We start from the raw sequence: 22,760 nt of genomic DNA, 5'->3' as shown, positions 1-22,760 counted from the left end.
GGCGCCGACGCCGACCGACAGCATCCCGCCGCCCGACACCTTCCGCAGCGCCCGGCTGCGCAACACCACGACCCGGGCCGCGTCTTCGAGCGACAACAGGCCGGCCACGTGCGCGGCCGCGATCTCCCCCTGCGAGTGACCGATCACGGCGGACGGCCGCACCCCGCACGACTCCCACCAGCGCGCCAGCCCGACCATCACGGCGAACAGCGCGGCCTGCACCACATCCACCCGCTCCAGCAGCGCACCTGAACCGTCCCGCAACACGTCCAGCAGCGACCAGTCCGTCAACGGATCCATCACCGCCGCGCACTCCTCGACGGCGGCGGCGAACACCGGGCTGGCGGCGAGGAGTTCGGCCGCCATGCCCGCCCACTGCGACCCCTGCCCGGGGAACACGAACACCGGCCCGGTGACGGTGGCGCCGGGCCCGCCCGCGTCGCCCGCGACGGCGTTCGGGGCGGTGGAGGCCGTGCCGTCCGCCACCGCCCGCAACCCGGCGGCCAGTTCGGCGCCGTCGCGGCCCCAGACCACCGCCCGGCGCTCCAGGGCGGCCCGTCCGGCGGCCAACGACCAGGCGGCATCGGCGATTTCGCCGTCCGCGAGTCCGCCCTCCGCGAGTTCGCCCTCCGAGAGTTCGGCAGCCGGGCGCCCGGTCAGCCACTGCCCGAGCCGCCCGGCCTGGTCGCGCAGCGCGCCCTCGGTGCGGGCCGAGAGCACCCAGGGCACCACCCCGGCGACGCCCGCCGGCCCCTCCGCGACCGGCCCGGCGGCCGCGGCGTCGGGCGCCTGCTCCAGGATGACGTGCGCGTTGGTGCCGCTGATCCCGAACGAGGAGACGGCGGCCCGGCGCGGCCGCTCCAGCGCGGGCCAGGGCCGGCCCTCGGCCAGCAGCTCGACCCGGCCGGCCGTCCAGTCCACGTGCGGGGTCGGCGCGTCCACGTGCAGGGTCTTGGGCAGCACGCCGTGGCGCATCGCCATCACCATCTTGATCACCCCGGCGACGCCCGCCGCCGCCTGGGTGTGGCCGACGTTGGACTTCACCGAGCCGAGCCACAGCGGCCGCTCCGCGGGCCGGTCCTGGCCGTAGGTGGCGAGCAGCGCCTGCGCCTCGATCGGGTCGCCGAGCACCGTGCCGGTGCCGTGCGCCTCCACCGCGTCGACGTCGGCCGGGGTGAGCCGCGCGTTGGCCAGCGCCTGGCGGATCACCCGTTGCTGGGACGGCCCGTTGGGCGCGGTGAGGCCGTTGCTCGCGCCGTCCTGGTTGACCGCCGAGCCGCGGACGACCGCGAGCACGGGGTGTCCGAGGCGGCGGGCGTCGGAGAGGCGTTCCAGCAGCAGCATGCCGATGCCCTCGCCCCAGGCGGTGCCGTCCGCGCCGGCCGCGAAGGACTTGCAGCGCCCGTCCGGGGCCAGGCCCCGCTGGCGGGCGAACTCGACGAACACGCTCGGGGTCGACATGATCGTGACCCCGCCCGCCAGCGCGAGGTCGCACTCGCCGGTGCGCAGCGCGTGGCTCGCCCAGTGCAGGGCCACCAGCGAGGAGGAGCAGGCCGAGTCGACGGTGACGGCGGCGCCCTCCAGGCCGAGGGTGTAGGCGACGCGCCCGGAGGCGACGCCGAAGGAGTTGCCGTTGCCGATGTACGCCTCCAGCTCGTCGTCGACGTCCTGGACGCGGCCGGCGGCGTAGTCGGAGTACATCAGCCCGGCGAAGACGGAGGTGTTGCTGCCGCGCAGCGAGAGCGGGTCGATGCCGGCCCGTTCGAAGGCCTCCCAGGAGGTCTCCAGCAGCAGGCGCTGCTGCGGGTCCATGGCCAGCGCCTCGCGCGGGGAGATCCCGAACAGCTCGGAGTCGAAGCGGTCGATGCCGCGCATGAACGCGCCCTGGCGGGTGTAGCAGCGCCCGGAGCGGTCCGGGTCGGGGTCGTACAGTTCGGCGAGGTCCCAGCCGCGGTCGGTGGGCAGGGCCGAGACGGTGTCGACGCCGTCGGCGACGCAGCGCCACAGGTCCTCGGGGCTCGCGATGCCGCCGGGGAAGCGGCAGCTCATGGCGACGACGGCGATCGGCTCGTCCGTCACCCGGGCGGGGGCGGCGGCGGGGGCCCGGCCGTACTCGGGCAGGGCGAGCAGTTCGGTGCGCAGGTAGCGGGCCAGGGCGGTGGCGCTGGGGTGGTCGAACAGGACGGTGGCCGGGAGCCGCAGGCCGGTCGCGGTGTTGAGCCGGTTGCGCATCTCCAGCGCGGTCAGCGAGTCGAAGCCCAGCTCGGTGAAGGCCCGGTCGGCGCCGACCGTCTCGGGGCCGGAGTGTCCGAGGACGACGGCGGCCTGCCGGCGGGTCAGGTCGGTGAGCAGCTGGACCTGTTCCGCCTCGGGGCGCCCGGCCAGCCGCTGGGCGAGCCGGCGGGCCTCCTCGCCGCCGGCCCGGCGCCGGGCGGGGACCAACGCGCTGAGGATGACCGGCAGTTCGTCGAAGCGGCGCAGCGCGGTCAGGTCGAGCCGGACGGGCGCGAGCAGCGCCTCGGGCCGGCCGAGGGCGGCGTCGAACAGGGCGAGGCCCTGCGCGGCGGAGAGCGGGAGCACGCCGCTGCGGTCGATCCGGTGGCGGTCGGTGGCGGAGAAGTCCTCCCGCATCAGGCCGCTCTCCTCCTCCCACAGGCCCCAGGCGAGCGAGACGCCGGGCAGGCCGGCTGCCCGCCGGTGCTGGGCGAGGGCGTCCAGGAAGGCGTTGCCGGCCGCGTAGTTGGCCTGGCCGCGGCTGCCGATGACGCCGGCGACGGAGGAGTAGAGCACGAAGGCGGTCAGGTCGAGGCCGTGGGTGAGCTCGTGCAGGTGGACGGCGGCGTCGACCTTGGGGCGCAGGACGGGGCCGCAGCGCTCGGGCGTCAGGGCGGCGATCACCCCGTCGTCGACGGCGCCGGCGGTGTGCACGACGGCGCGCAGCGGGTGCGCGGCGGGGACGGCGGCGAGCAGGGCGGCGAGGGCGGCCCGGTCGGCGACGTCGCAGGCGGCGAGTTCGACGGTGGCGCCCAGGGCGGTGAGCTCGGCGGCGAGTTCGGCGGCGCCGGGGGCGGCGGGGCCGCGCCGGCTGGTCAGCAGCAGGCGGCGGACGCCGTGGGCGGTGACCAGGTGCCGGGCGGCGAGGGCGCCGAGCGCGCCGGTGCCGCCGGTGACCAGGACGGTGCCGTCCGGGTCGAAGGCGGGCCGGGCAGCGTCTCCGGGGGTGCTGCGGGCGATCCGCGGCGCGTACAACGTGCCAGCTCGGACGGCGAGTTGGGGTTCGCCGGTGTCGGCTGCGGTCGCGGTGGCGGCGGCGAGGGCGGGCACCGAGGCCGGGTCGTCGTCGAGGTCGACGAGGACGATCCGGTCCGGGTTCTCGGACATGGCGGAGCGCACCAGGCCGCCGACCGCGGCGGCGGCGAGGTCGCGCACCGGGTCGTCGTCGCCGACCGAGACGGCGCCCCGGGTCACCACGGCCAGCCGGGTGGCGGCCAGGCGCGGGTCGGCGAGCCAGGTCTGCACGGTGTCCAGGGCGCGGGCGACGGCGGCGTGCACGGCCTCGGGGGCCGGCAGGCCCGGGGTCTCGGCGGTCGGCCAGGGCAGCACGACCACGGCGGGCGCGGGCAGCCCGTCGTCCAGGGCCCGGGCGAGGGCCGCGAGGTCGGAGTGCCGGGTGGCGTCCGGCACGGGGGCGAGCCCGCCGTCGCCGAGCACCGCCCAGGCGCCGGGGGCGGCGGGCTGCGCGGGGTGCGGCAGGGCCGTCCACCGCACGGCGTACAGGGGGTCCTGCGGGGCCGTGGCGGCGGCGCGCAGCTTGTCCGGGGAGACCGGCCGCACGGACAGCGAACCGACCTCGGCGACCGGCCGGCCGTGGGCGTCGGCGAGGGTGAGGGCGACGGACTCCGGGCCGGTGCGGCGCAGCCGGGCCCGCGCCGCCGCGACGCCGGGGGCGAACAGGCGCACGTCCCGCCAGGAGAACGGCAGCGAGACCGGTCCGTCCCCGGGGTCGGTGCGGTCGGCGAAGGCGGCGATGCCGAGCAGGTGCTGGGTGGCGTCCATCAGCGCCGGGTGGACGGCGAAGCGGTCGGCGTCGTGGGCGACGGCCTCGGGCAGCGCGATCTCGCCGTAGACCTCGGCGCCGTGCCGGGCGGCGGCGCGCACGCCGAGGAAGGCCGGGCCGTAGGCGACGCCGGTGTCGGCGAGCCAGTCGTAGAAGCCGTCGAGCGGGACGGCGGTCGCGTCGGCCGGCGGCCGGGCGGGCAGGTCGTCAGCGGGCGCGGAGGCGGGCGCGGAGGCGGCCTCGGCGCGGGCCAGGGTGCCGACCGCGTGGCGGGTCCACGGTTCGGCCGGGTCGCCGGTGTCGGGCCGCGAGTGGATCGCGACGGCCCGCCGGCCGTCCCCGTCCGGGGCCTCCAGCCACAGCTGGAGCTGGCGGGCGCCGCGCTCGGGCAGGACCAGCGGGGCCTCCAGGGACAGCTCCTCGACGAGTTCGCAGCCGGCCCGCCGGCCCGCGTGCAGGGCGAGTTCCAGGAAGGCGGTGCCGGGGAGCAGTACGGTGCCGAGCACCACGTGGTCGCCGAGCCAGGGGTGGCTGTCGAGCGAGAGCAGGCCGGTGAACAGCGAGCCGTGCCCGTCCGCGAGTTCGACCACGGCGCCGAGCAGCGGGTGCTCGGCCGGGCGCTGCCCGAGGCCGGTCGCGTCGGTGGCGCCGACGCCCGCGTCCAGCCAGAACCGGCGGCGTTCGAAGGCCTGGGTGGGCAGGTCGACGCGGTGGCGGGCGAGCGCGGCGGGGTCGGTGGCCGCACCCGGAACGGCCGCACCGGTGGTGAGGGCGCTCGCGGTCAGGCCCGCCCAGTCCACGGCCGTGCCGCGGACGAAGGCGCGGCCGAGCGCGGTCAGGAAGCCCCGGGCGGTGGGGCCCTCGCGGTCGGCGGTGGGGATGACGGCCACCGTCCGCTCGGCCTCCTCGGCGGCCAGGCATTCGGTGGCCATCGGGGTGAGCACGGCGCCGGGCCCGAGTTCGACGAACTCGGTCACCCCGGCCGCCCGCAGCGCGCCGACCGCGTCGGCGAAGCGGACGGTGTCGCGCAGGTTGGCGATCCAGTGCGCCGGGTCGCCCAGCCGCTCGGGGGCCAGGACGGTGCCGGTGACGGTGGAGGCGAGCGGGATCCGCGGGCGGCGCGGGCGCAGCCCGTTGACCACGGTGGCGAACTTCTCCAGCACCGGGTCCATCAGCTCGGAGTGGAAGGCGTGCGAGACCGGCAGCCGACGGTGCCTCCAGCCGCGCTGCGCGCAGACGGCGCGGACCTGCTCGACGGCCTCGGCGGTGCCGGAGACCACCACACTGGCGGGCCCGTTGACGGCGGCGAGCCCGACGCCGGTGAGCGGGGCCAGGACGGCGGCGGCCTCGGCCTCGCCCGCCCCGACCGCGAGCATCGCGCCGCCGGGCGGCAGCGCGCTCATCAGCCGGGCCCGGGCGGCGACCAGGGCGACGGCGTCGTCCAGGGTGAGCGCCCCGGCCACGTGGGCGGCGACGATCTCGCCCAGCGAGTGGCCGGCCACGTGGTCGGGCGCGGGCGCCCAGGCCGTCCAGAGCCGGTAGAGGGCCACCTCGTAGGCGAACAGGGCCGGTTGGGCCAGCCCGGTGTCCTCGGCCCCCTCATGTTCGGCCTGCGGCCCGGCGGGCTCGCCGAGCAGCACCTCGCGCACGTCGAACGGCGTCACGCCCTCGAAGGCGGCGCAGACCTCGTCCAGCGCGGCGGCGAACACCGGGAAGGCCCGGTAGGCGGCGCGGGCGATGCCCCTGGTCCGGGTGCCTTGGCCGGTGAACAGGACGGCGGTGCGCCCGGTGCGGCGCGGCGCCCCGGCCTCTGCCGCGCCGTCCGCGAGCGCACCCAACTCGGTGGTGAAGTCCGCGAGTTCACTGCCGACCAGGACAGCCCGGTGGTCCAGCACGGCCCGCCCGGTGGCCAGCGACCAGGCCACCTCGGCCGGTCGGGCCCCGGGGTGCGCGAGCGCCCAGGCGCGCAGCCGGGCGGCCTGGGCGCGCAGCCCGGAGGCGGTGCGCGCGCAGACCACCCAGGGCACGGGGGTCACCGACTGCAGGGCGGCGGGCGGCTCGTCCTCGGCCGGCGCCTCCTCCAGGATCACGTGCACGTTGGTGCCGCTGACCCCGAAGGAGGAGACCCCGGCCCGGCGCACCCGTTCCCCCGCCGGCCACGCGACCGGCTCGGTGAGCAGCGCGACGTGGCCGGACGCCCAGTCGACGTGCGGGGTGGGCTCCTCGGCGTGCAGGGTGCGCGGCAGCAGGCCGTGCCGCAGCGCCAGCACCGTCTTGATCACCCCGGCCACCCCGGCGGCGGCCTGGGCGTGGCCCAGGTTGGACTTCACCGAGCCGAGCCGCAGCGGCCGTTCCGGCGAGCGCCCCTGCCCGTAGGTGGCGAGCAGCGCCTGGGCCTCGATCGGGTCGCCGAGCACCGTGCCGGTGCCGTGCGCCTCCACCGCGTCGACGTCGGCCGGGGTGAGCCGGGCGTTGGCCAGGGCCTGGCGGATCACCCGTTCCTGCGCCAGGTCGTTGGGCGCGGTGAGGCCGTTGGAGGCACCGTCCTGGTTGACCGCCGAGCCGCGCACCACCGCGAGCACGGGGTGCCCGTGGCGCCGCGCGTCGGACAGCCGCTCGACCAGCAGCACGCCGACGCCCTCGCTCCAGCCGGTGCCGTCGGCCGCCGCCGCGAAGGACTTGCAGCGCCCGTCCGCCGCCAGGCCGCGCTGGCGGGCGAACTCGTCGAAGGCGCCCGGGGTGGCCAGCACGGTGGCGCCGCCGGCCAGCGCGAGGTCGCACTCGCCGGCCCGCAGCGCCTGGCAGGCCAGGTGCAGGGCGACCAGCGAGGAGGAGCAGGCGGTGTCGACGGTGACCGCCGCGCCCTCCAGGCCCAGGGTGTAGGCGATCCGGCCGGAGGCGACGCTGACCAGGCTGCCGGTCAGCAGGTGCCCCTCGACCTCCTTGGGGACGCTCGGCAGCCGGGACAGGTAGTCGCTGGCGATCACCCCGACGAAGACGCCGGTGCGGCTGCCGCGCAGCGAGGCCGGGTCGATGCCGGCCCGCTCCACCGCCTCCCAGGAGGCCTCCAGCAGCAGCCGCTGCTGCGGGTCCATGGCCAGCGCCTCGCGCGGCGAGATCCCGAAGAAGCCGGGGTCGAACTCGGCCGCGTCGTCCAGGAACCCGCCCCGGTAGGAGACGCCGGCCGTGTGCTCGGCGTGCTCCCAGCCGCGCCCGGCGGGGATGGGCCCGATGGCGTCGCCGCCGGTGCGCAGCAGCTCCCACAGCTCCTCGGGCGAGGTGACGCCGCCGGGGTAGCGGCACTGCATGCCGACGACGGCGACGGGCTCGTGCCACCGGTCCTCGGCGTCGCGCAGCAGCGTCCGGGTCTCGTGCAGCTCGTTGGCCGCACGGCGCAGGTAGTCGCGCAGTTGCTCTTCGTTCGCCATCGTTCGTCTGCTCCGTGAGGGTCCGCGGGGGACGGGGATGCCCCAGCCCCGTGATGGGTGGTCAGCGATCGGTACCGCGGTCGATGAAGTCGAACAGCTCCGCGTCGGTGGCCGACTCGAACTTCTCTTCCGGGGCGGGGGCTTCGGGGCCGGCCGGGGCGTCGGGGGCGTCCGGGCCGGCCCCGGCCAGCTCCCGCAGGCGCTGGGCCGCCCTGGCCCGGTCCTCCTCGCCCAGCAGGGCGAGCATCGCCTCGACCCGGTCGATCTCGCCGAGCACCGCGTCCCAGGAGACGTCGTGCTCGCGGCGCAGCACCGTGCGCAGGTGGCGGCCGAGGGCGGCCGGGTTGGGGTGGCTGAAGACCAGCGTGGCCGGCAGGGCCAGGCCGGTGGCGGCCCGCAGCCGGTTGCGCACCGCGAGGGCGGTGAGCGAGTCGAAGCCGAGGTCCTTGAAGGCCGTCCCGGGGTCGATCTCCGCGGGGTCGGCGTGGCCGAGGACGGCGGCGGCGCTGCCGCGGACCAGGTCGACGAAGGCCTGCTCCTGCTCGTCCTCGGGCAGCTCCAGCAGTCGGGCGGCGGTGGCCGGTCCGGTGTCGGCGGGGCCGGCGGCCGGGCCGCGCCGGCGGTCCGTCACCAGGCCGGCGAGCAGCGGCGCTACGCCCGGGTCGCCGCGGCGCACGGCCGCGGTGTCGACGGCGAGCGGGGTGAGCGCGGGCTCCGGGCGGCCGAGGGCCTGGTCGAGCAGGGCCATCGCCTCGGCCTCGGCGAGGGCCAGCAGCCCCGCCGCGGTGTCCGGGGCGCCCGGGGCGTCCGGGGCGTCCGGGGTCTCCGGCACGCCCGGGGCGGCCCAGGGCCCCCAGGCGAGGGCGAGGCCGGGCAGCCCCTGGGCGCGCCGGTGCTGGGCGAGGGCGTCGAGGAAGGCGGCGCCGGCAGCCTGCCCGGCCCGGTCGGGGGCGCCGGCCTGGCCGGTCCAGGAGCCGTGCAGGACGAAGGCGGACAGCTCGGCGTCCCGGGTCAGCTCGTGCAGGTGCCAGGCGCCGTCGACGACGTCGGGGGCTTCGGCCGCGTGGACCACGGCGCGCAGCGGGTGCTCGGCCGGTACGGCGGCCAGCAGCGCGGCCAGGGCGCCCCGGTCGGCGGGGTCGCAGTCCGCGATCCGCACCTCGGCGCCGAGGGCGGTCAACTCCTCCGCCAGGACGACGGTTTCCGGTGCGGTGGCGCCGGGGTCGGCGAGCAGCAGGCGGCGCACGCCGTGGGCGGCCACCAGGTGCCGGGCGGTGGCGGCGCCGGGGCGGCCGGCCGCGCCGGTGACCAGGACGGTGCCGTCCGCCCGGAACCGCGGCGCGTCGGCGGCGACGGCGGGCGCCCGGCCGAGCACCGGCACCAGGACCTGTCCGGCCCGGACGGCGACCTCGGTCAGTCCCGCGTCCACGGCCGCGGCCAGGGCCTGCGGGGAGGCCTCGTGCCCGTCCAGGTCGGCGAGCACGACCCGGTCCCGGCCGGTCGAGCGCAACAGCCCCCACAGGGCGGCGGCGGCCGGGTCGGGGACCAGGTCGGCGGGGTCCGCGAGCACCGCGCCGTGGGTGACCAGGACCAGGCGGGAGCCCTCGAAGCGCCGGTCGGCCGCGTGCGCGCGCAGCACCTCGACGGCGGTGCGGAGCAGTTCCCGGACGGCCCGCGGCACCTCGTCCGCCGGGGTGTCCGCCAGCAGGGCGATCCGCGCGGGCACCGGCGCCCCGGCCGTCACCGCGGCGGCCAGGGCGGGCCAGTCGGGGTGGGCGGCGGCGCCGAGTTCGCGGGCGAGCGGCCCGGCGGCGCCGAGCACGGCCCAGGCCTCACCCGACGGCGGCGCGACCGGCCGCTCGGGCGCCGTCCACTCCAGCCGGGCCAGCGCCGGGCGCTCCCGGCCGGCCGCGCGCAGTTCGGCGGCCGACCAGCTGCCCAGCCGGACGGACTCGATCGCGGCGACGGACCGCCCCTGCTCGTCGGCGAGGTGCACGGCCAGGGTGTCCGGCGCGGTGGCGCGCAGGGTCAGCCGGACGGCCTGGCGGGCGCCGGGCACGGCGGTGACGCCGCGCCAGGCGGCCGGCAGGCGGACCAGGCCGTCGCCCGCCGGCTCGCCGGGGGCGAGGCCGAGCAGGGCGGCCTCCAGCAGCGCGGGGTGCAGGTCGTGCCGGGCGGCCTCGGCCTCGCCGCCGGTGTGGGCGGTCTCGGCGAACAGGTCGTCACCGCGCCGCCAGGCGGCGCGCAGCCCGGCGAAGGCCGGGCCGAGCCGCAGGCCGGTGCGGGCGATCCGCTCGTACGCCTCGGTGACGGGCAGCGGGGCCGCGCCGAGCGGCGGCCACTGGGCGGGGCCGGCGGCCGGGCGGTGGCCGCCGGGTGCCAGGGTGCCGGTGGCGTGGCAGGTCCAGGGGGCGTCGGCGGGCGCGTCCTCGGGCCGGGAGTGCACGCTGACGGTGCGGGCGCCGGCGCCGTCCGGCGCCTCCAGGGCGACCTGGAGGTGGACCCCGGCCGCCGCGGGCAGCACCAGCGGGGTGCGGACGGTCAGTTCGGCCAGCACCGGGCAGCCGCTCTCGCCGCCGGCCCGCAGCGCGAGGTCGGCGAGCAGGGTGCCGGGCACGGCGGCGGCGCCGAGCGCGTGGTGGTCGGCCAGCCAGGGGTGGGCGGCGGTGGACAGCCGCCCGGTGAAGACCGTCCCGGAGCCGTCGGCGAGGTCGACGCCGGCGCCGAGCACCGGGTGCTCGACCGCGCACTGGCCCCAACCGGCGCTGCCGGAGCCGGTGGTGGTGCCGGGCTCGATCCAGTGCCGGCGGCGCTGGAAGGCGTAGCCGGGCAGGTCGACCCGGGTCGCGGCGGCCTCGGCGGGCAGGCCGGGCCAGTCGACGGGCAGGCCGCGCACGTGGGCGTCGGCGAGCGCGGTGACCAGCCGGTCCGCGCCGCCGTCGCCCCGGCGCAGGGTGCCCAGGACGGCGGCGGTGGCGCCGAGGTCGTCGAGGGTGTCCCCGATCGGCACCAGCAGGCCGGGGTGCGGGCTGCACTCGACGAAGGCGTCGTGGCCGTCGGCCGCGGCGGCGGCGATCGCGCTCTCGAACAGCACGGTGCGGCGCATGTTCTCGAACCAGTAGGCGGCGTCCAGCGGGGTCGCCTCGTCCAGCAGGGCGCCGGTGACGGTGGAGTACATCGGGACGCGGCCCGGCAGCGGGCGCAGGTCGGCGAGCAGTCGGGTGATCTCCGCGCGGGCCGGGTCCATCTGCGCGGAGTGCGAGGCGTAGGCGGCCGGCACGAGGCGGGCGCGGGTGCCGGCGGCCTCGCAGCGGGCCGCGATCGCGGCGAGGGCGTCGGTGTCGCCGGAGAGCACCACGCCGGTCGGGCTGTTGACGGCGCCGAGCGAGACCAGGTCGGCGGCGCCGGCCGCCTCGATCTCGGCGCGGGCCAGCTCGGGGGTGAGGGCGACCGAGAGCAGTCCGCCGTGGCAGGCGTCGACGGCCTGCACGGCCCGCACTCGCATCACGGCGACCCGGGCGGCGTCCGCCAGCGAGAGCCGGCCGGCCACGTACGCGGCGGCGGCCTCGCCCTGGGAGTGGCCGACGACGGCGGCCGGGCGCACCCCGCAGGACTCCCACCAGCGGGCCAGGCCGACCATCACGGCGAACAGCACGGGGTGCAGCACCTCGACCCGGTCGAGCAGGGCGCCCGAGCCGTCCCGCAGGACGTCGAGCAGCCGCCAGCCGGTGACCAGCGGGTCGATCACCTCCGCGCACTCGGCCACGGCCTGCGCGAAGACCGGGCTGGTGTCGAGCAGTTCGGCGGCCATGCCGGGCCACTGGGAGCCCTGGCCGGGAAAGACCAGGACCGGTCCGGGGCCGGCCACCAGCGGGCCCGGGGCCTCCACCGAGCCGTCCGCGATCTCCCCGAGCGAGGCGAGCAGGTCGGCGGTGTCCCGGCCGCGGGCCACCGCCCGGTGGTCGAAGGCTGCCCGGCCGGTGGCCAACGCCCGGGCCACGTCGGCGGGTTCGGCCTCCGGGTGGCGCAGCGCCCAGTCCCGCAGCCGGGCGGCCTGGGCGCGCAGCGCCGCGCCGGTGCGGCCGGACACCGGCCAGGCCAGCACCCCGGCCAGACCCGCCGGCCCGCGGGTGACCGGGACGACCGGTTCGTCCGGGGCCTGTTCGAGGATGACGTGCGCGTTGGTGCCGCTGACGCCGAAGGAGGAGACGGCGGCGCGGCGCGGGCGGCCGGTCCCGGGCCAGGGCCGGTGCTCGGTGGCCAGCGCGACGTGGCCGGACGCCCAGTCGACGTGCGGGGTCGGCTCCTCGGCGTGCAGGGTGCGCGGCAGTTCGCCGTGCCGCAGGGCGAGCACCATCTTGAGCACGCCCGCGATGCCAGCCGCGGACTGGGTGTGGCCGATGTTGGACTTGATCGAGCCGAGCCACAGCGGGTGTTCGGCGGTGTGCTCGCGCCCGTAGACGGCGAGCAGGGCCTGCGCCTCGATCGGGTCGCCGAGCCGGGTGCCGGTGCCGTGCGCCTCGACGGCGTCGACGTCGGCCGGGGCGAGCCCTGCCTGGGCGAGCGCGGCGCGGATGACCCGCTGCTGGGACGGCCCGTTGGGCGCGGTGAGCCCGTTGCTGGCGCCGTCCTGGTTGGTCGCGGAGCCGCGCAGCACGGCGAGGACGCGGTGCCCGCGCCGCCGGGCGTCGGACAGCCGCTCGACCAGCACGAGGCCGGCGCCCTCGCCCCAGCCGGTGCCGTCGGCGCCCGCCGCGAAGGGCTTGCAGCGGCCGTCCGGGGCGAGCCCGCGCTGGCGGCTGAACTCGACGAAGGCGTGCGGCGAGGTGAGCACCGCGACGCCGCCGGCCAGCGCCAGGTCGCACTCGCCGGAGCGCAGCGCGGCGGCCGCGAGGTGCAGGGCGACCAGGGAGGAGGAGCAGGCGGTGTCGACGGTGACGGCCGGGCCTTCGAGGCCGAGCACGTACGAGACCCGGCCGCTGATCACGCTGGTGGCGGTGCCGGTGAGCAGGAAGCCCTCCTGGCCCTCGGCGACCGCGCCCGAGGCGGTGTGGTAGTCCTGCGCCATCGCGCCGACGAACACGCCGGTCGCGGAGCCGCGCAGCGTGGTGGGGTCGATGCCGGCGTGTTCGAAGGTCTCCCACGCCGTCTCCAGCAGGACGCGCTGCTGGGGGTCCATCGCGGCGGCCTCGCGCGGCGAGATGCCGAAGAACTCGGCGTCGAAGCCGACCGCGTCGTCGATGAAGCCGCCCTCGCGCACGTAGGACTTGCCGGGGCGGTCGGGGTCGGGGTCGAAGAGGGTGTCGAGCGGCCAGCCGCGGTCGCGCGGGAACGGCGTGATGGCGTCGGTGCCCTCGGCGAGCAGCCGCCACAGGCCGTGCTCGTCGGCGACGCCGCCGGGGTAGCGGCAGCCGAGGCCGACGACGACCACCGGGTCCTCGGCGGTCTCGGCGGTGCGCACCGCGGCGGGCTCGACCTGCTCGGCGGATCCCAGGAGTTCGGCGCCGATGTGCTCGGCCAGCGCCTCCGGGGTCGGGTGGTCGAAGACCAGGGTGACGGGCAGCCGCAGCCCGGTCGCGGCGGTGAGCCGGTTGCGCAGTTCGACGGCGGTGAGGGAGTCGAAGCCGAGCGCCTTGAACGGGCGGCCGCGTTCGATCGTGTCGGCGCCGGCGTGGCCGAGGACGGCGGCGGTCTCCTGCCGGACGAGGGTGGTGAGGGTCTGCCGGCGCCGGTCCTCGGGGAGCCGGGCGAGGCGCTGGGCGAAGGCGGCGGTGTCCGGGTCGGGGCCGGCGGCGGCCCGCCGGGGCCGGGAGCCCGGCAGGGCGCCCAGCAGGTCGCGCAGCAGGGCGGGGGCGCGGTCGGTGCGGCGCAGCGCGGCGAGGTCGAGGCGGGCGAGCACGGCGGTGGGGTGGTCGGCGGCGCGCGCGGCGTCGTAGAGCGCGAGCGCGTCGCCGGTCTCCAGGGCGGCGGCGCCGGTGCGGGCGATCCGGTCGAGGTCGGCCCGGTCGAGGTGGCCGGTCATGCCGCTGGCCTGCGCCCACAGGCCCCAGGCCAGGGCGGTGGCGGCCTGGCCGCGGGCGCGCCGGTGCTGGGCGAGCGCGTCGAGGTAGGCGTTGGCGGCGGCGTAGTTGGCCTGGCCGGCGCCGCCGAAGGTGCCGGCCATCGAGGAGAAGAGCACGAACTCGGCGAGGTCCTGGTCGAGGGTCAGGTCGTGCAGGTGGCGGGCGGCGTCGGTCTTGGGGCGCAGCACGCGGTCGAGCTGCTCGGGGGTGAGCGCGTGCAGGGCGGCGTCGTCGAGGGCTCCGGCGGCGTGCACGACGGCGGTGAGCGGGTGCCGGGGGTCGACGGTGGCGAGCAGGGCGGCGAGCGCGGCGCGGTCGGCGGCGTCGCAGGCCTCGATGCGGACCTCGGCGCCGAGGGCGGTGAGGTCGGCGGCGAGTTCGGCCGCGCCCTCGGCGGCCGGGCCGCGGCGGCTGGTCAGCAGCAGGTGCCGGGCGCCGTGCTCGGTGACGAGGTGGCGGGCGAGCAGGGCGCCGAGGGTGCCGGTGCCGCCGGTGACCAGCACGGTGCCGTGCGGGTCGGCGGCGCCGGTGGCCGCTCCGGCTCCCGTGGCGGTGAGGGTGGGCGGCAGGGTGAGCACGACCTTGCCGGTGTGCCGGGCCTGGCCGAGGTGGCGGAAGGCGGCGACGGCGTCCCGCACGTCCCAGGTGGTGACGGGCAGCGGGGCGAGCGTGCCGGCGGCGAACAGCGGGCCGAGTTCGGTGAGGATCTGCTGGATGCGGTCGGCGCCGGCGTCCATCAGGTCGAAGGCACGGTAGTCGGTGCCGGGGTGGGCGGCGCGCACGGCGTCGCGGTCGCGGATGTCGGTCTTGCCCATCTCCAGGAACCGCCCGCCGGGGGCGAGCAGCCGCAGCGAGGCGTCGACGTGCTCCTGGGCCAGCGAGTTGAGCACCAGGTCGAAGCCCCGCCCGGCGCGGGCGGCGGCGAACCGCTGCTCGTAGTCGAGGTCGCGGGAGTTGGCGATGCGGTCCTCGGCCAGGCCGAGGGAGCGCAGCACCGGCCACTTGGCGGGCGAGGCGGTGCCGTGCACGTCCAGGCCCCAGTGCCGGGCGAGTTCCAGGGCGGCCGTACCGACGCCGCCGGTCGCGGCGTGCAGCAGCAGCGACTCGCCGGGCCGGGCCCGGCCGAGGTCGGCCAGGCCGTAGTAGGCCGTCAGGTACGCCACCGGGACGCTCGCCGCCTGCGGGTACGTCCAGCCGGCCGGGACGGGGGCGAGCAGGCGGCGGTCGGTGACCGCGAGCGGGCCGGTGCCGCCGGAGAACAGGCCCATGACGCGGTCGCCGGGGGCGAGGTCGTGGACGTCGGCGCCGACCTCGACCACCAGGCCGGCGCCCTCGCCGCCGGGCGGCCGGGTGTCGGCGACCATGCCGAGGGCGACCACGACGTCGCGGAAGTTGAGGCCGGCGGCGCGCAGCGCGACCCGGACCTCGCCGGGGCCGAGCGGGCGGGCGCCGTCCTCGTGCGGGAGCAGGGCGAGGCCGTCGATGGTGCCGGTGCCGGTCAGGTCGAGGCGCCAGGCGGCGGTGCCGGCAGGCACGGCGAGGCGTTCGGCCGCGTCTGCCCGGGTGAGCCGGGGAGCGGCCGCGGTGCCCGCGCGCAGGGCGAGTTGGGGTTCGCCGCAGGCCAGGGCGGTGCCGAGGGCAGCGTAGGAGTCGGGGTGCCGGTCGAGGTCGACGAGCACGATCCGGCCGGGGTGCTCGGTCTGCGCGGAGCGGACCAGGCCCCAGACGGCGGCCGCGCCGAGGTCGTCGACGTCCTGCCCGTACGGGCCGGGGACGGCGCCGCGGGTGAGCACCACCAGCGGGGTGGCGGCGGGGCGCTCGGCGGCGAGCCAGGTCTGCAGGAACGCCAGGACCCGCCGGGTGGCGGCGCGGACGGCCTGCGGGGAGCCGTCTGTGGCGCAGCTCAGTGCGACGGCGTCCGGCCGCGGGGCGGCGGGGTCGGGTGCGGCCGGGTCCGGCGCCGTGGTGACGGTGGCGCCCGCCGCGCGCAGGGCCGCGCCGGCGCCGAGTTCGTCGGGCCCGGCCAGCTGCCAGTGGCCGAGCGGGGCCGGCCGCGGCAGCGTCAGCGGCGGCCAGGCGACGTGGTGGAGGCCGTCCGCGGCGCCGGGGCCGGCGGGGGTGAGGCCGCCCGGGGCGAGCGGTCGGGAGAGCAGCGAGTCGACGGTGGCGACGGGCGCGCCGGCCGGGTCGGTCAGGGCGAGGGTGACGGTGTCCGGGCCGGTGCGGCCGAGCCGGACGCGCAGGGTGCGGGCGCCGACCGCGTACAGCCGCACGCCCGTCCAGGCGAAGGGGAGGCCGACGCCGGTCGGGTCCGTCCGGTCCGGGGCGGCGGCGTGCAGGGCGGCGTCGAGCAGCGCGGGGTGGAGGGCGAACCGCCCGGCGTCGTGGTCGTCCCCGGGCAGGGCGACCTCGGCGAGCAGGTCGTCGCCGTGCCGCCAGGCGGCGCGGACGGCCCGGAACAGCGGGCCGTAGCCGTAGCCGGCGGCGGCCAGCCGCTCGTAGAGGCCTTCGGTGTCCAGCGGTTCGGCGCCGGCCGGCGGCCACGCGCCGCCCTCGGCGGCGGGCTCCTCGCCGGGCCGGGCGGGGGCGAGGACGCCGGCGGCGTGCCGGGTCCACGGGCCCGGCTCGGCGGTGTCGGGGCGGGCGTGCACGGTGAGCGCGCGGCGCCCGTCCCGGTCGGGGGCGTCGAGCTGCACCTGGAGCTGGACGGCGCCGCGCTCCGCCAGGGGCAGCGGGGCCTCCAGGGTGAGCTCCTCGATCACCGTGCAGTGCGCCGACTGCCCGGCCTGGAGGGCGAGTTCGACGAAGGCCGTGCCGGGGAGCAGCACGGTGCCGAGGACGGCGTGGTCGGCGAGCCAGGGGTGGGTGGGCAGCGAGATCCGGCCGGTGAGCAGGTGCCGGTCGTCCCCGGCCTGGGCGAGGGCGGCGCCGAGCAGCGGGTGGTCGGCGGAGCGCAGGCCGAGGCCTTCGGCGTCGGCGGCGGCCGGGGCCGGGTCCAGCCAGTAGCGCTCGCGCTGGAAGGCGTAGGTGGGCAGGTCGGTGCGCGGCGGGGTGCGGTGCGCGTGCGGGGCCGCCCAGTCGACGGGCACGCCGCGCACGGACAGGCCGGCGGCGGCGGTCAGCAGGCGCCGCAGGGTGTCGGCGTCGCGCTGGAGCGAGCCGACGACCAGGGCGTCCGTACCGGCCTCCTGGGCGGTCTGCTCGACGGCGGGGGCGAGCACCGGGTGCGGGCTGGTCTCGACCAGCGTGGTGTAGCCGTCGCGCAGCAGGGCCCGGGTGGCCCGCTCGAAGGCGACGGTCTCGCGCAGGTTGCGGTACCAGTAGGCGGCGTCCAGGGCGGTGCCGTCGAGCGGTTCGCCGGTGACGGTGGAGTAGAACGCCACCGCCGGGGTCGCGCTCGGCGTGATCTCGCCGATGCCGGCGAGGAGTTCGGCGCGGACGCGCTCGACGGCCGCGGAGTGCGCGGCGTAGTCGACGGGCAGTCGGCGGGTCCGCACGCCCTGGGCCGCGCAGCGTTCGCGCAGTTCGTCCAGGGCCGTGGCCTCGCCGGAGACGACCACCGCGCCGGGGCCGTTGACGGCCGCGATGCCGAGGGCGAGTCCGGGGCTCAGCTCCTCGACCCGGGCGGCCGGGGCGGCCACCGACATCATGCCGCCGCCGCCCGCGACGGACCGCAGGGCGCGGCTGCGCAGGGCGACGATCCGGGCGGCCTCCGCGAGGGTGAGCGCGCCGGCCACCTGGGCGGCGGCGATCTCGCCCTGGGAGTGGCCGACCACGGCGGCCGGTTCGACGCCGAGCGAGCGCCACACGGCGGCGACGGACACCATGACGGCGAACAGCGCGGGCTGGACGACGTCGACGCGCTCCAGCGAGGGCGCGCCGGGGCGCCGGCGCAGCACGTCGAGCAGCGACCAGTCGGTGTGCGGGGCGAGGGCGGCGGCGCAGGCGCCGATCCGTTCGGCGAACACCGGGGACTCGTCCAGCAGTCGGGCGCCCATGCCGGCCCACTGGGAGCCCTGGCCGCCGAACACGAAGGCCGTCCGGCCGGGCTGCCCGGCGGTGCCGGTGACCAGTGCGGGGTGGGGCGCGCCGGTGCTCAACGCGTCGAGGGCGGCGAGGAGTTCGGCGGGGTCGGCGGCGACGAGCACGGCGCGGTGGTCGAGCGCGGCGCGGGTGGTGGCGAGGGCGTGGGCGGTGTCGGCGGGCCGGACGGCGGGGCGCGCCGCCAGGTGGGCGCGCAGCCGGGCGGCCTGCTCGCGCAGGGCGGCCGGGGTCGCGCCGGACAGCGGCCAGGCCAGCGCGGCCGGGTCCCCGTCCGGGTCGGGGGCCGCTGCCGCGGCCGCCTCGGCCGGGTCCGGCCCGGGCAGCGGGCTCGCCGGCTCCTCGGCCGGGTCGCCCTGCTCCAGGATCACGTGGGCGTTGGTGCCGCTGACGCCGAAGGAGGACACCCCGGCCCGGCGGGGCCGGCCGGTGTCCGGCCAGTCGGCCGGCTCGGTGAGCAGGGCGACGGCGCCGGACGCCCAGTCGACGTGCGGGGAGGGCGCGTCCACGTGCACGGTGGCGGGCAGTTCGCCGTGCCGCATCGCCATCACCGTCTTGATGACGCCGGCGACGCCGGCGGCGGCCTGGGTGTGGCCGAGGTTGGACTTCACCGAGCCCAGGTACAGCGGCCGTTCGGCCGGCCGGTCCTGGCCGTAGGTGGCGAGCAGCGCGTGCGCCTCGATCGGGTCGCCGAGGGCGGTGCCGGTGCCGTGCGCCTCGACGGCGTCGACCTCGGCCGACGTGAGCCCGGCCTGGGCGAGCGCGGCGCGGATCACCCGCTCCTGGGCGCGGCCGTTGGGCGCGGCGAGGCCGTTGCTCGCGCCGTCCTGGTTGACCGCGCTGCCCCGGACCACGGCGAGCACGGGGTGGCCGTGGCGCCGCGCGTCGGAGAGCCGTTCCACCAGCAGCAGGCCGATGCCCTCGGACCAGGCGGTGCCGTCCGCGCCGGCCGCGAAGGACTTGCAGCGCCCGTCCGGGGCCAGGCCCCGCTGGCGGGAGAACTCCACGAAGGTCGCCGGGCTCGACATCACCGTCACCCCGCCCGCCAGGGCGAGGTCGCACTCCCCCTGGCGCAGCGCCTGGCAGGCCAGGTGCAGGGCGACCAGCGAGGAGGAGCAGGCGGTGTCCACCGTCACCGCCGGGCCCTCCAGGCCCAGGGTGTAGGCGACCCGGCCGGAGGCGATGCTGCCGGCGCTGCCGTTGCCGAGGTAGCCGTCGACGCCCTCGGGGGCGGCGGCCAGCCGGGAGGCGTAGTCGGCGTACATCAGGCCGGCGAACACGCCGGTGCGGCTGCCGCGCAGCGAGCGCGGGTCGACGGCCGCCCGCTCGATGGTCTCCCAGGAGACCTCCAGCAGCAGGCGCTGTTGCGGGTCCATGGCCAGCGCCTCGCGCGGCGAGATGCCGAAGAAGCCGGGGTCGAAGCGGTCCGCGTCGAACAGGAAGCCTCCCTCGCGGACGTACGAGGTGCCGGGGTGGTCCGGGTCGGGGTGGTACAGGTTGGCCAGGTCCCAGCCGCGGTTGTCGGGGAAGCCCGCGATGGCGTCGACGCGCTCCCGCACCAGCCGCCACAGGTCCTCCGGGCTCGCCACCCCGCCGGGGTAGCGGCAGCCGGCGGCGACGATCGCGATCGGCTCGTCGCTCGGCACCGGACCCGGACGGGCCGGGGCGGCGGCGCGCGGGCGGCGCGGCCCATCGAGCAGTTCGGCGCGCAGGTGAGCAGCCAAGGCGCTCGCCGACGGGTGGTCGAACAGCACGGTGGCGGGCAGCCGCAGACCGGTGAACGCGTTGACCCGGTTGCGCAGTTCGAGCGCGGCGAGCGAGTCCAGGCCCAGCTCGCTGAACGCGCGGTCCGGGTCGATCGCCCCGCCGTCCGGGTGCCCGAGGACGGCGGCGGCGTGGGTGCGCACCAGGTCGACCAGGTGCCGCTGCTGTTCCGCCGCCGGGGCGGCGGCCAGCCGGCGGGCGAGGGCGCGGCCGGTGTCGGGGGCCGTCCGGTCCGTTCCGGGGCGGCGGGTGGCCAGTCCGGCCAGGAGCGGCGGCAGTTCGGCCGCGTGGCGACCGGCCAGGTCGAGCCGGACCGGCGCCAGGACTGCCTCCGGGCGGGCCAGTGCCGCGTCGAACAGGGCGAGGCCGAGCCCGGCGCCCAGCGGCCGGATCCCGGAACGGGCCATCCGCTGCCGGTCGGCGGCGCCGAGGGCGGCGGTGAGCGCGCTGTCCTGCTCCCACAGGCCCCACTGGAGCGAGAGGGCGGGCAGACCGAGCGCGCGCCGCCGCTGCGCGAGCGCGTCGAGCACCAGGTTGGCGGCGGCGTAGGCGCCCTGGCCCGGGCTGCCGGTGAGGCCGGCCCCCGAGGAGAACAGCACGAAGGCCCGCAGGTCGAGGTCCTGGGTCAGCCCGTGCAGGTGCAGGGCGGCGACGGCCTTGGGCCGCAGGACGCGCTCCACCCGCTCGGGGGTCAGCGCCGGGAGCAGGCCGTCGTCGACCACGGCCGCCAGGTGGACCAGCGCGGTCAGCGGGTGCTCGGCGGGGACGGCGGCGATCACCCGCGCCAGCGCGGCGCGGTCGGCGACGTCGCAGGCGGCGAAGGTCGCCCGCGCTCCGGCCGCGGCGAGGTCCTCCCGCAACTCCCGCGCGCCGGGGGCGTCCTCGCCGCGCCGGGAGACCAGCAGCAGGTGCCGCACGCCGTACGCCGCGACCAGGTGCCGGGCGACCAGGGCCCCCAGGGCGCCGGTACCGCCGGTGAGCAGGACGGTGCCGTCGGCGTCGAGCTCCGGCGGGGGCGGGGCGGTCGGCAGGCTCGGAGCCCGGCGCAGCCGGGGCACCAGCAGGGCCGTCCCGCGCAGGGCCGCCTCGGGCAGCGCGCCGGCGGCGGCGATCGCGTCGGGGTCGGCGGGCTCGGGGCCCGGCTCCAGGTCGAGCAGCGCGAAGCGGTCGGGGTGCTCCGAGCGGGCGGCGCGGAGCAGGCCCCACGCCGCGGCGGCGGCCGGGTCGGGCAGGTCGTCGGCGCCGACGGCGAGCGCGCCGCGCAGCGTGACCACCAGGCGGGCGGCGGCGAACCGTTCGTCGGCGAGCCAGGCCTGGGCGGTGGCGAGCGCGTCGTGCACGGCGGCCCGGACGGCCTCGGCGTCGGCGGCCTGGTCCCGGACGGGCGGCGCGGCGAGCAGGACGGCCTCGGGCGGCGGGGTTCCGGCGTCCACGGCCGCCGCGAGCGCGGCCAGGTCCGGGTACCGGCGGGCGTCGAAACGGGCCGCGAAGGCGGCCTGGTCCGGATCGGCCGTCGGACCGCCCACGACCGCCCAGCGCGCGGGCGGCTCGACGGCCGGGGCGGGGGCCCACTCCAGGTCGAAGAGGTACTCGGCGGCGGGCGCCGCGACGCCCGGCAGCTGGTCGCGGGAGAGCGCCCGCACCGTCAGGGTCTCCGCCGAGAGCACGGCCCGGCCGTCCGCGTCCGCCACCGAGACGGCGACCGTGTCGGCGCCCAGCGGCCGCAGGCGCACCCGCAGCGCCCGGGGGCCGGCCGCGTGCAGCCGCACGCCGCGCCAGGAGAACGGCAGCCGGACCCGGGTGCCGGGATCCTCGACCGGTGCGGTCAGCCCGAGCGGGTGCAGGGCGGCGTCGAGCAGGGCCGGGTGCAGGGCGAACCCGGCGCCGGCCGCCTCCTCGGGAAGGGCGAGCTCGGCGAACAGTTCGCCGCCGCGCTGCCAGGCCGCCCGCAGGCCCTGGAAGGACGGGCCGTAGCGCACCCCGGCCTCGGCCGCGTCGGCGTACAGCTCGTCCACCTCGACGGGCTCCGCGCCGGCGGGCGGCCAGGGCGCCCGGTCGTCCGGGCCCTGCTGCTCCCGGACGGGCGTCAGCGCGCCGGTGGCGTGGCAGGTCCAGGGGGCGTCCGGGCCCTCGTCGGTGGGCTCGGGGCGGGCGTGGACGGTGATCGGCCGCAGGCCGGAGGCGTCGGGCGCGCCGACCGCCACCTGCAGCTGCACTCCCCCGGCCGGCGGCACGGCGAGCGGCGCCACCAGCGTCAGTTCGTCGACGCCCCGGCAGTCGAGCCGGGCACCCGCGTGCAGCGCGAGTTCGAGGAAGGCCGTCCCGGGGACGAGGACCGTGTCGAGCACGGCGTGGTCGGCGAGCCACGGGTGGGTGTCGAGCGAGAGGCGCCCGGTGAACAGCGCGCCGTTGCCGTCCGCGAGGCCGACCACCGCGCCGAGCAGCGGGTGGTCCACCGCGCCCTGGCCCAGCCCGGCGGCGTCGCCGGTGCCGGTGCCCGCGTCGAGCCAGTAGCGCTGCCGCTCGAAGGCGTACGTCGGCAGTGCCCCGACGCGGGCACGGGCGGCGGCCAGGTCGACACCGGTCGGCGCCGTCCAGTCGACCGCACCGCCCCGGACGAACAGCCGGGCCAACGCCGTGCGGAGGGTCTCGGCTCGGCCCCGCTCGCGGTGCTGGACGGGGATGGCGATGGCGTCCGTGTCGGCCGTGCACTCGGCGACCATCGGCGTCAGCGCCGCCTCCGGCCCCAACTCCACGAACACCGACGCACCTTCGGCCCGGGCCGCGCCCACCGCGTCGGCGAAACGCACCGGCTCGCAGACCTGACGCACCCAGTACTCCGGATCGCACACCTCGGCCGGAGTCGCGAGGCGGCCCGTCACGTCCGACGCCAACGGGATCGACGGCTCCGCGAGCTCGATACCCGCCACCACCTCCCGCAGCCCCGCCAGCACCGGCTCCATCAGCACCGAATGGAACGCATGCGACACCGCGAGGCGCTTCGCCCGCCAGCCACGCTCCCTGCACAACTCCCCTACCGCATCGATGGCTTCGGCCTCACCCGACACCACCACCGACGCCGGGCCGTTCACCGCCGCGACCCCCACCACCCCCGGACGGCACTCCGCCAGCAGCGCCACCACCTGCGCCTCACTCGCCCCCACCGCCAGCATCGCCCCACCGGACGGCAGTTCGCCCATCAACCGGGCCCGCGCCGCCACCAGAGCAACCGCACCCTCCAACGAGAACACCCCGGCCACGTACGCCGCCGTGATCCCGCCCAGCGAATGCCCCAGCACCACCTCGGGTTGCGGCGTCCAGGAGCGCCACAACCGGTACAACGCCACCTCGAACGCGAACAACACCGGCTGCACCACACCGGTTTCCGTGTCGCCCTCGGCCTCCCCC

2 protein-coding genes are annotated in these 22,760 nt (G+C 78.6%); both read right to left on the bottom strand.

What is annotated here, in order from left to right:
- Nucleotides 1-7,485: type I polyketide synthase (locus VM95_RS33100; protein ID WP_045703946.1), on the bottom strand; the 7,485-nt coding region annotated here is incomplete at its 3' end.
- A 61-nt stretch (nucleotides 7,486-7,546) separates the two neighbouring features.
- Entirely contained in the window at nucleotides 7,547-22,699 is a 15,153-nt protein-coding gene (locus tag VM95_RS43445) for a type I polyketide synthase (protein WP_244179040.1), read from the bottom strand.
- Nucleotides 22,700-22,760: the final 61 nt, after the last annotated feature.

The organism is Streptomyces rubellomurinus (genome assembly GCF_000961885.1).
Classification (GTDB): Bacteria; Actinomycetota; Actinomycetes; order Streptomycetales; family Streptomycetaceae; genus Kitasatospora; species Kitasatospora rubellomurina.
Note: the sequence above shows the minus strand (reverse complement) of the source record. Positions and strands in the feature narration are given on the sequence as shown.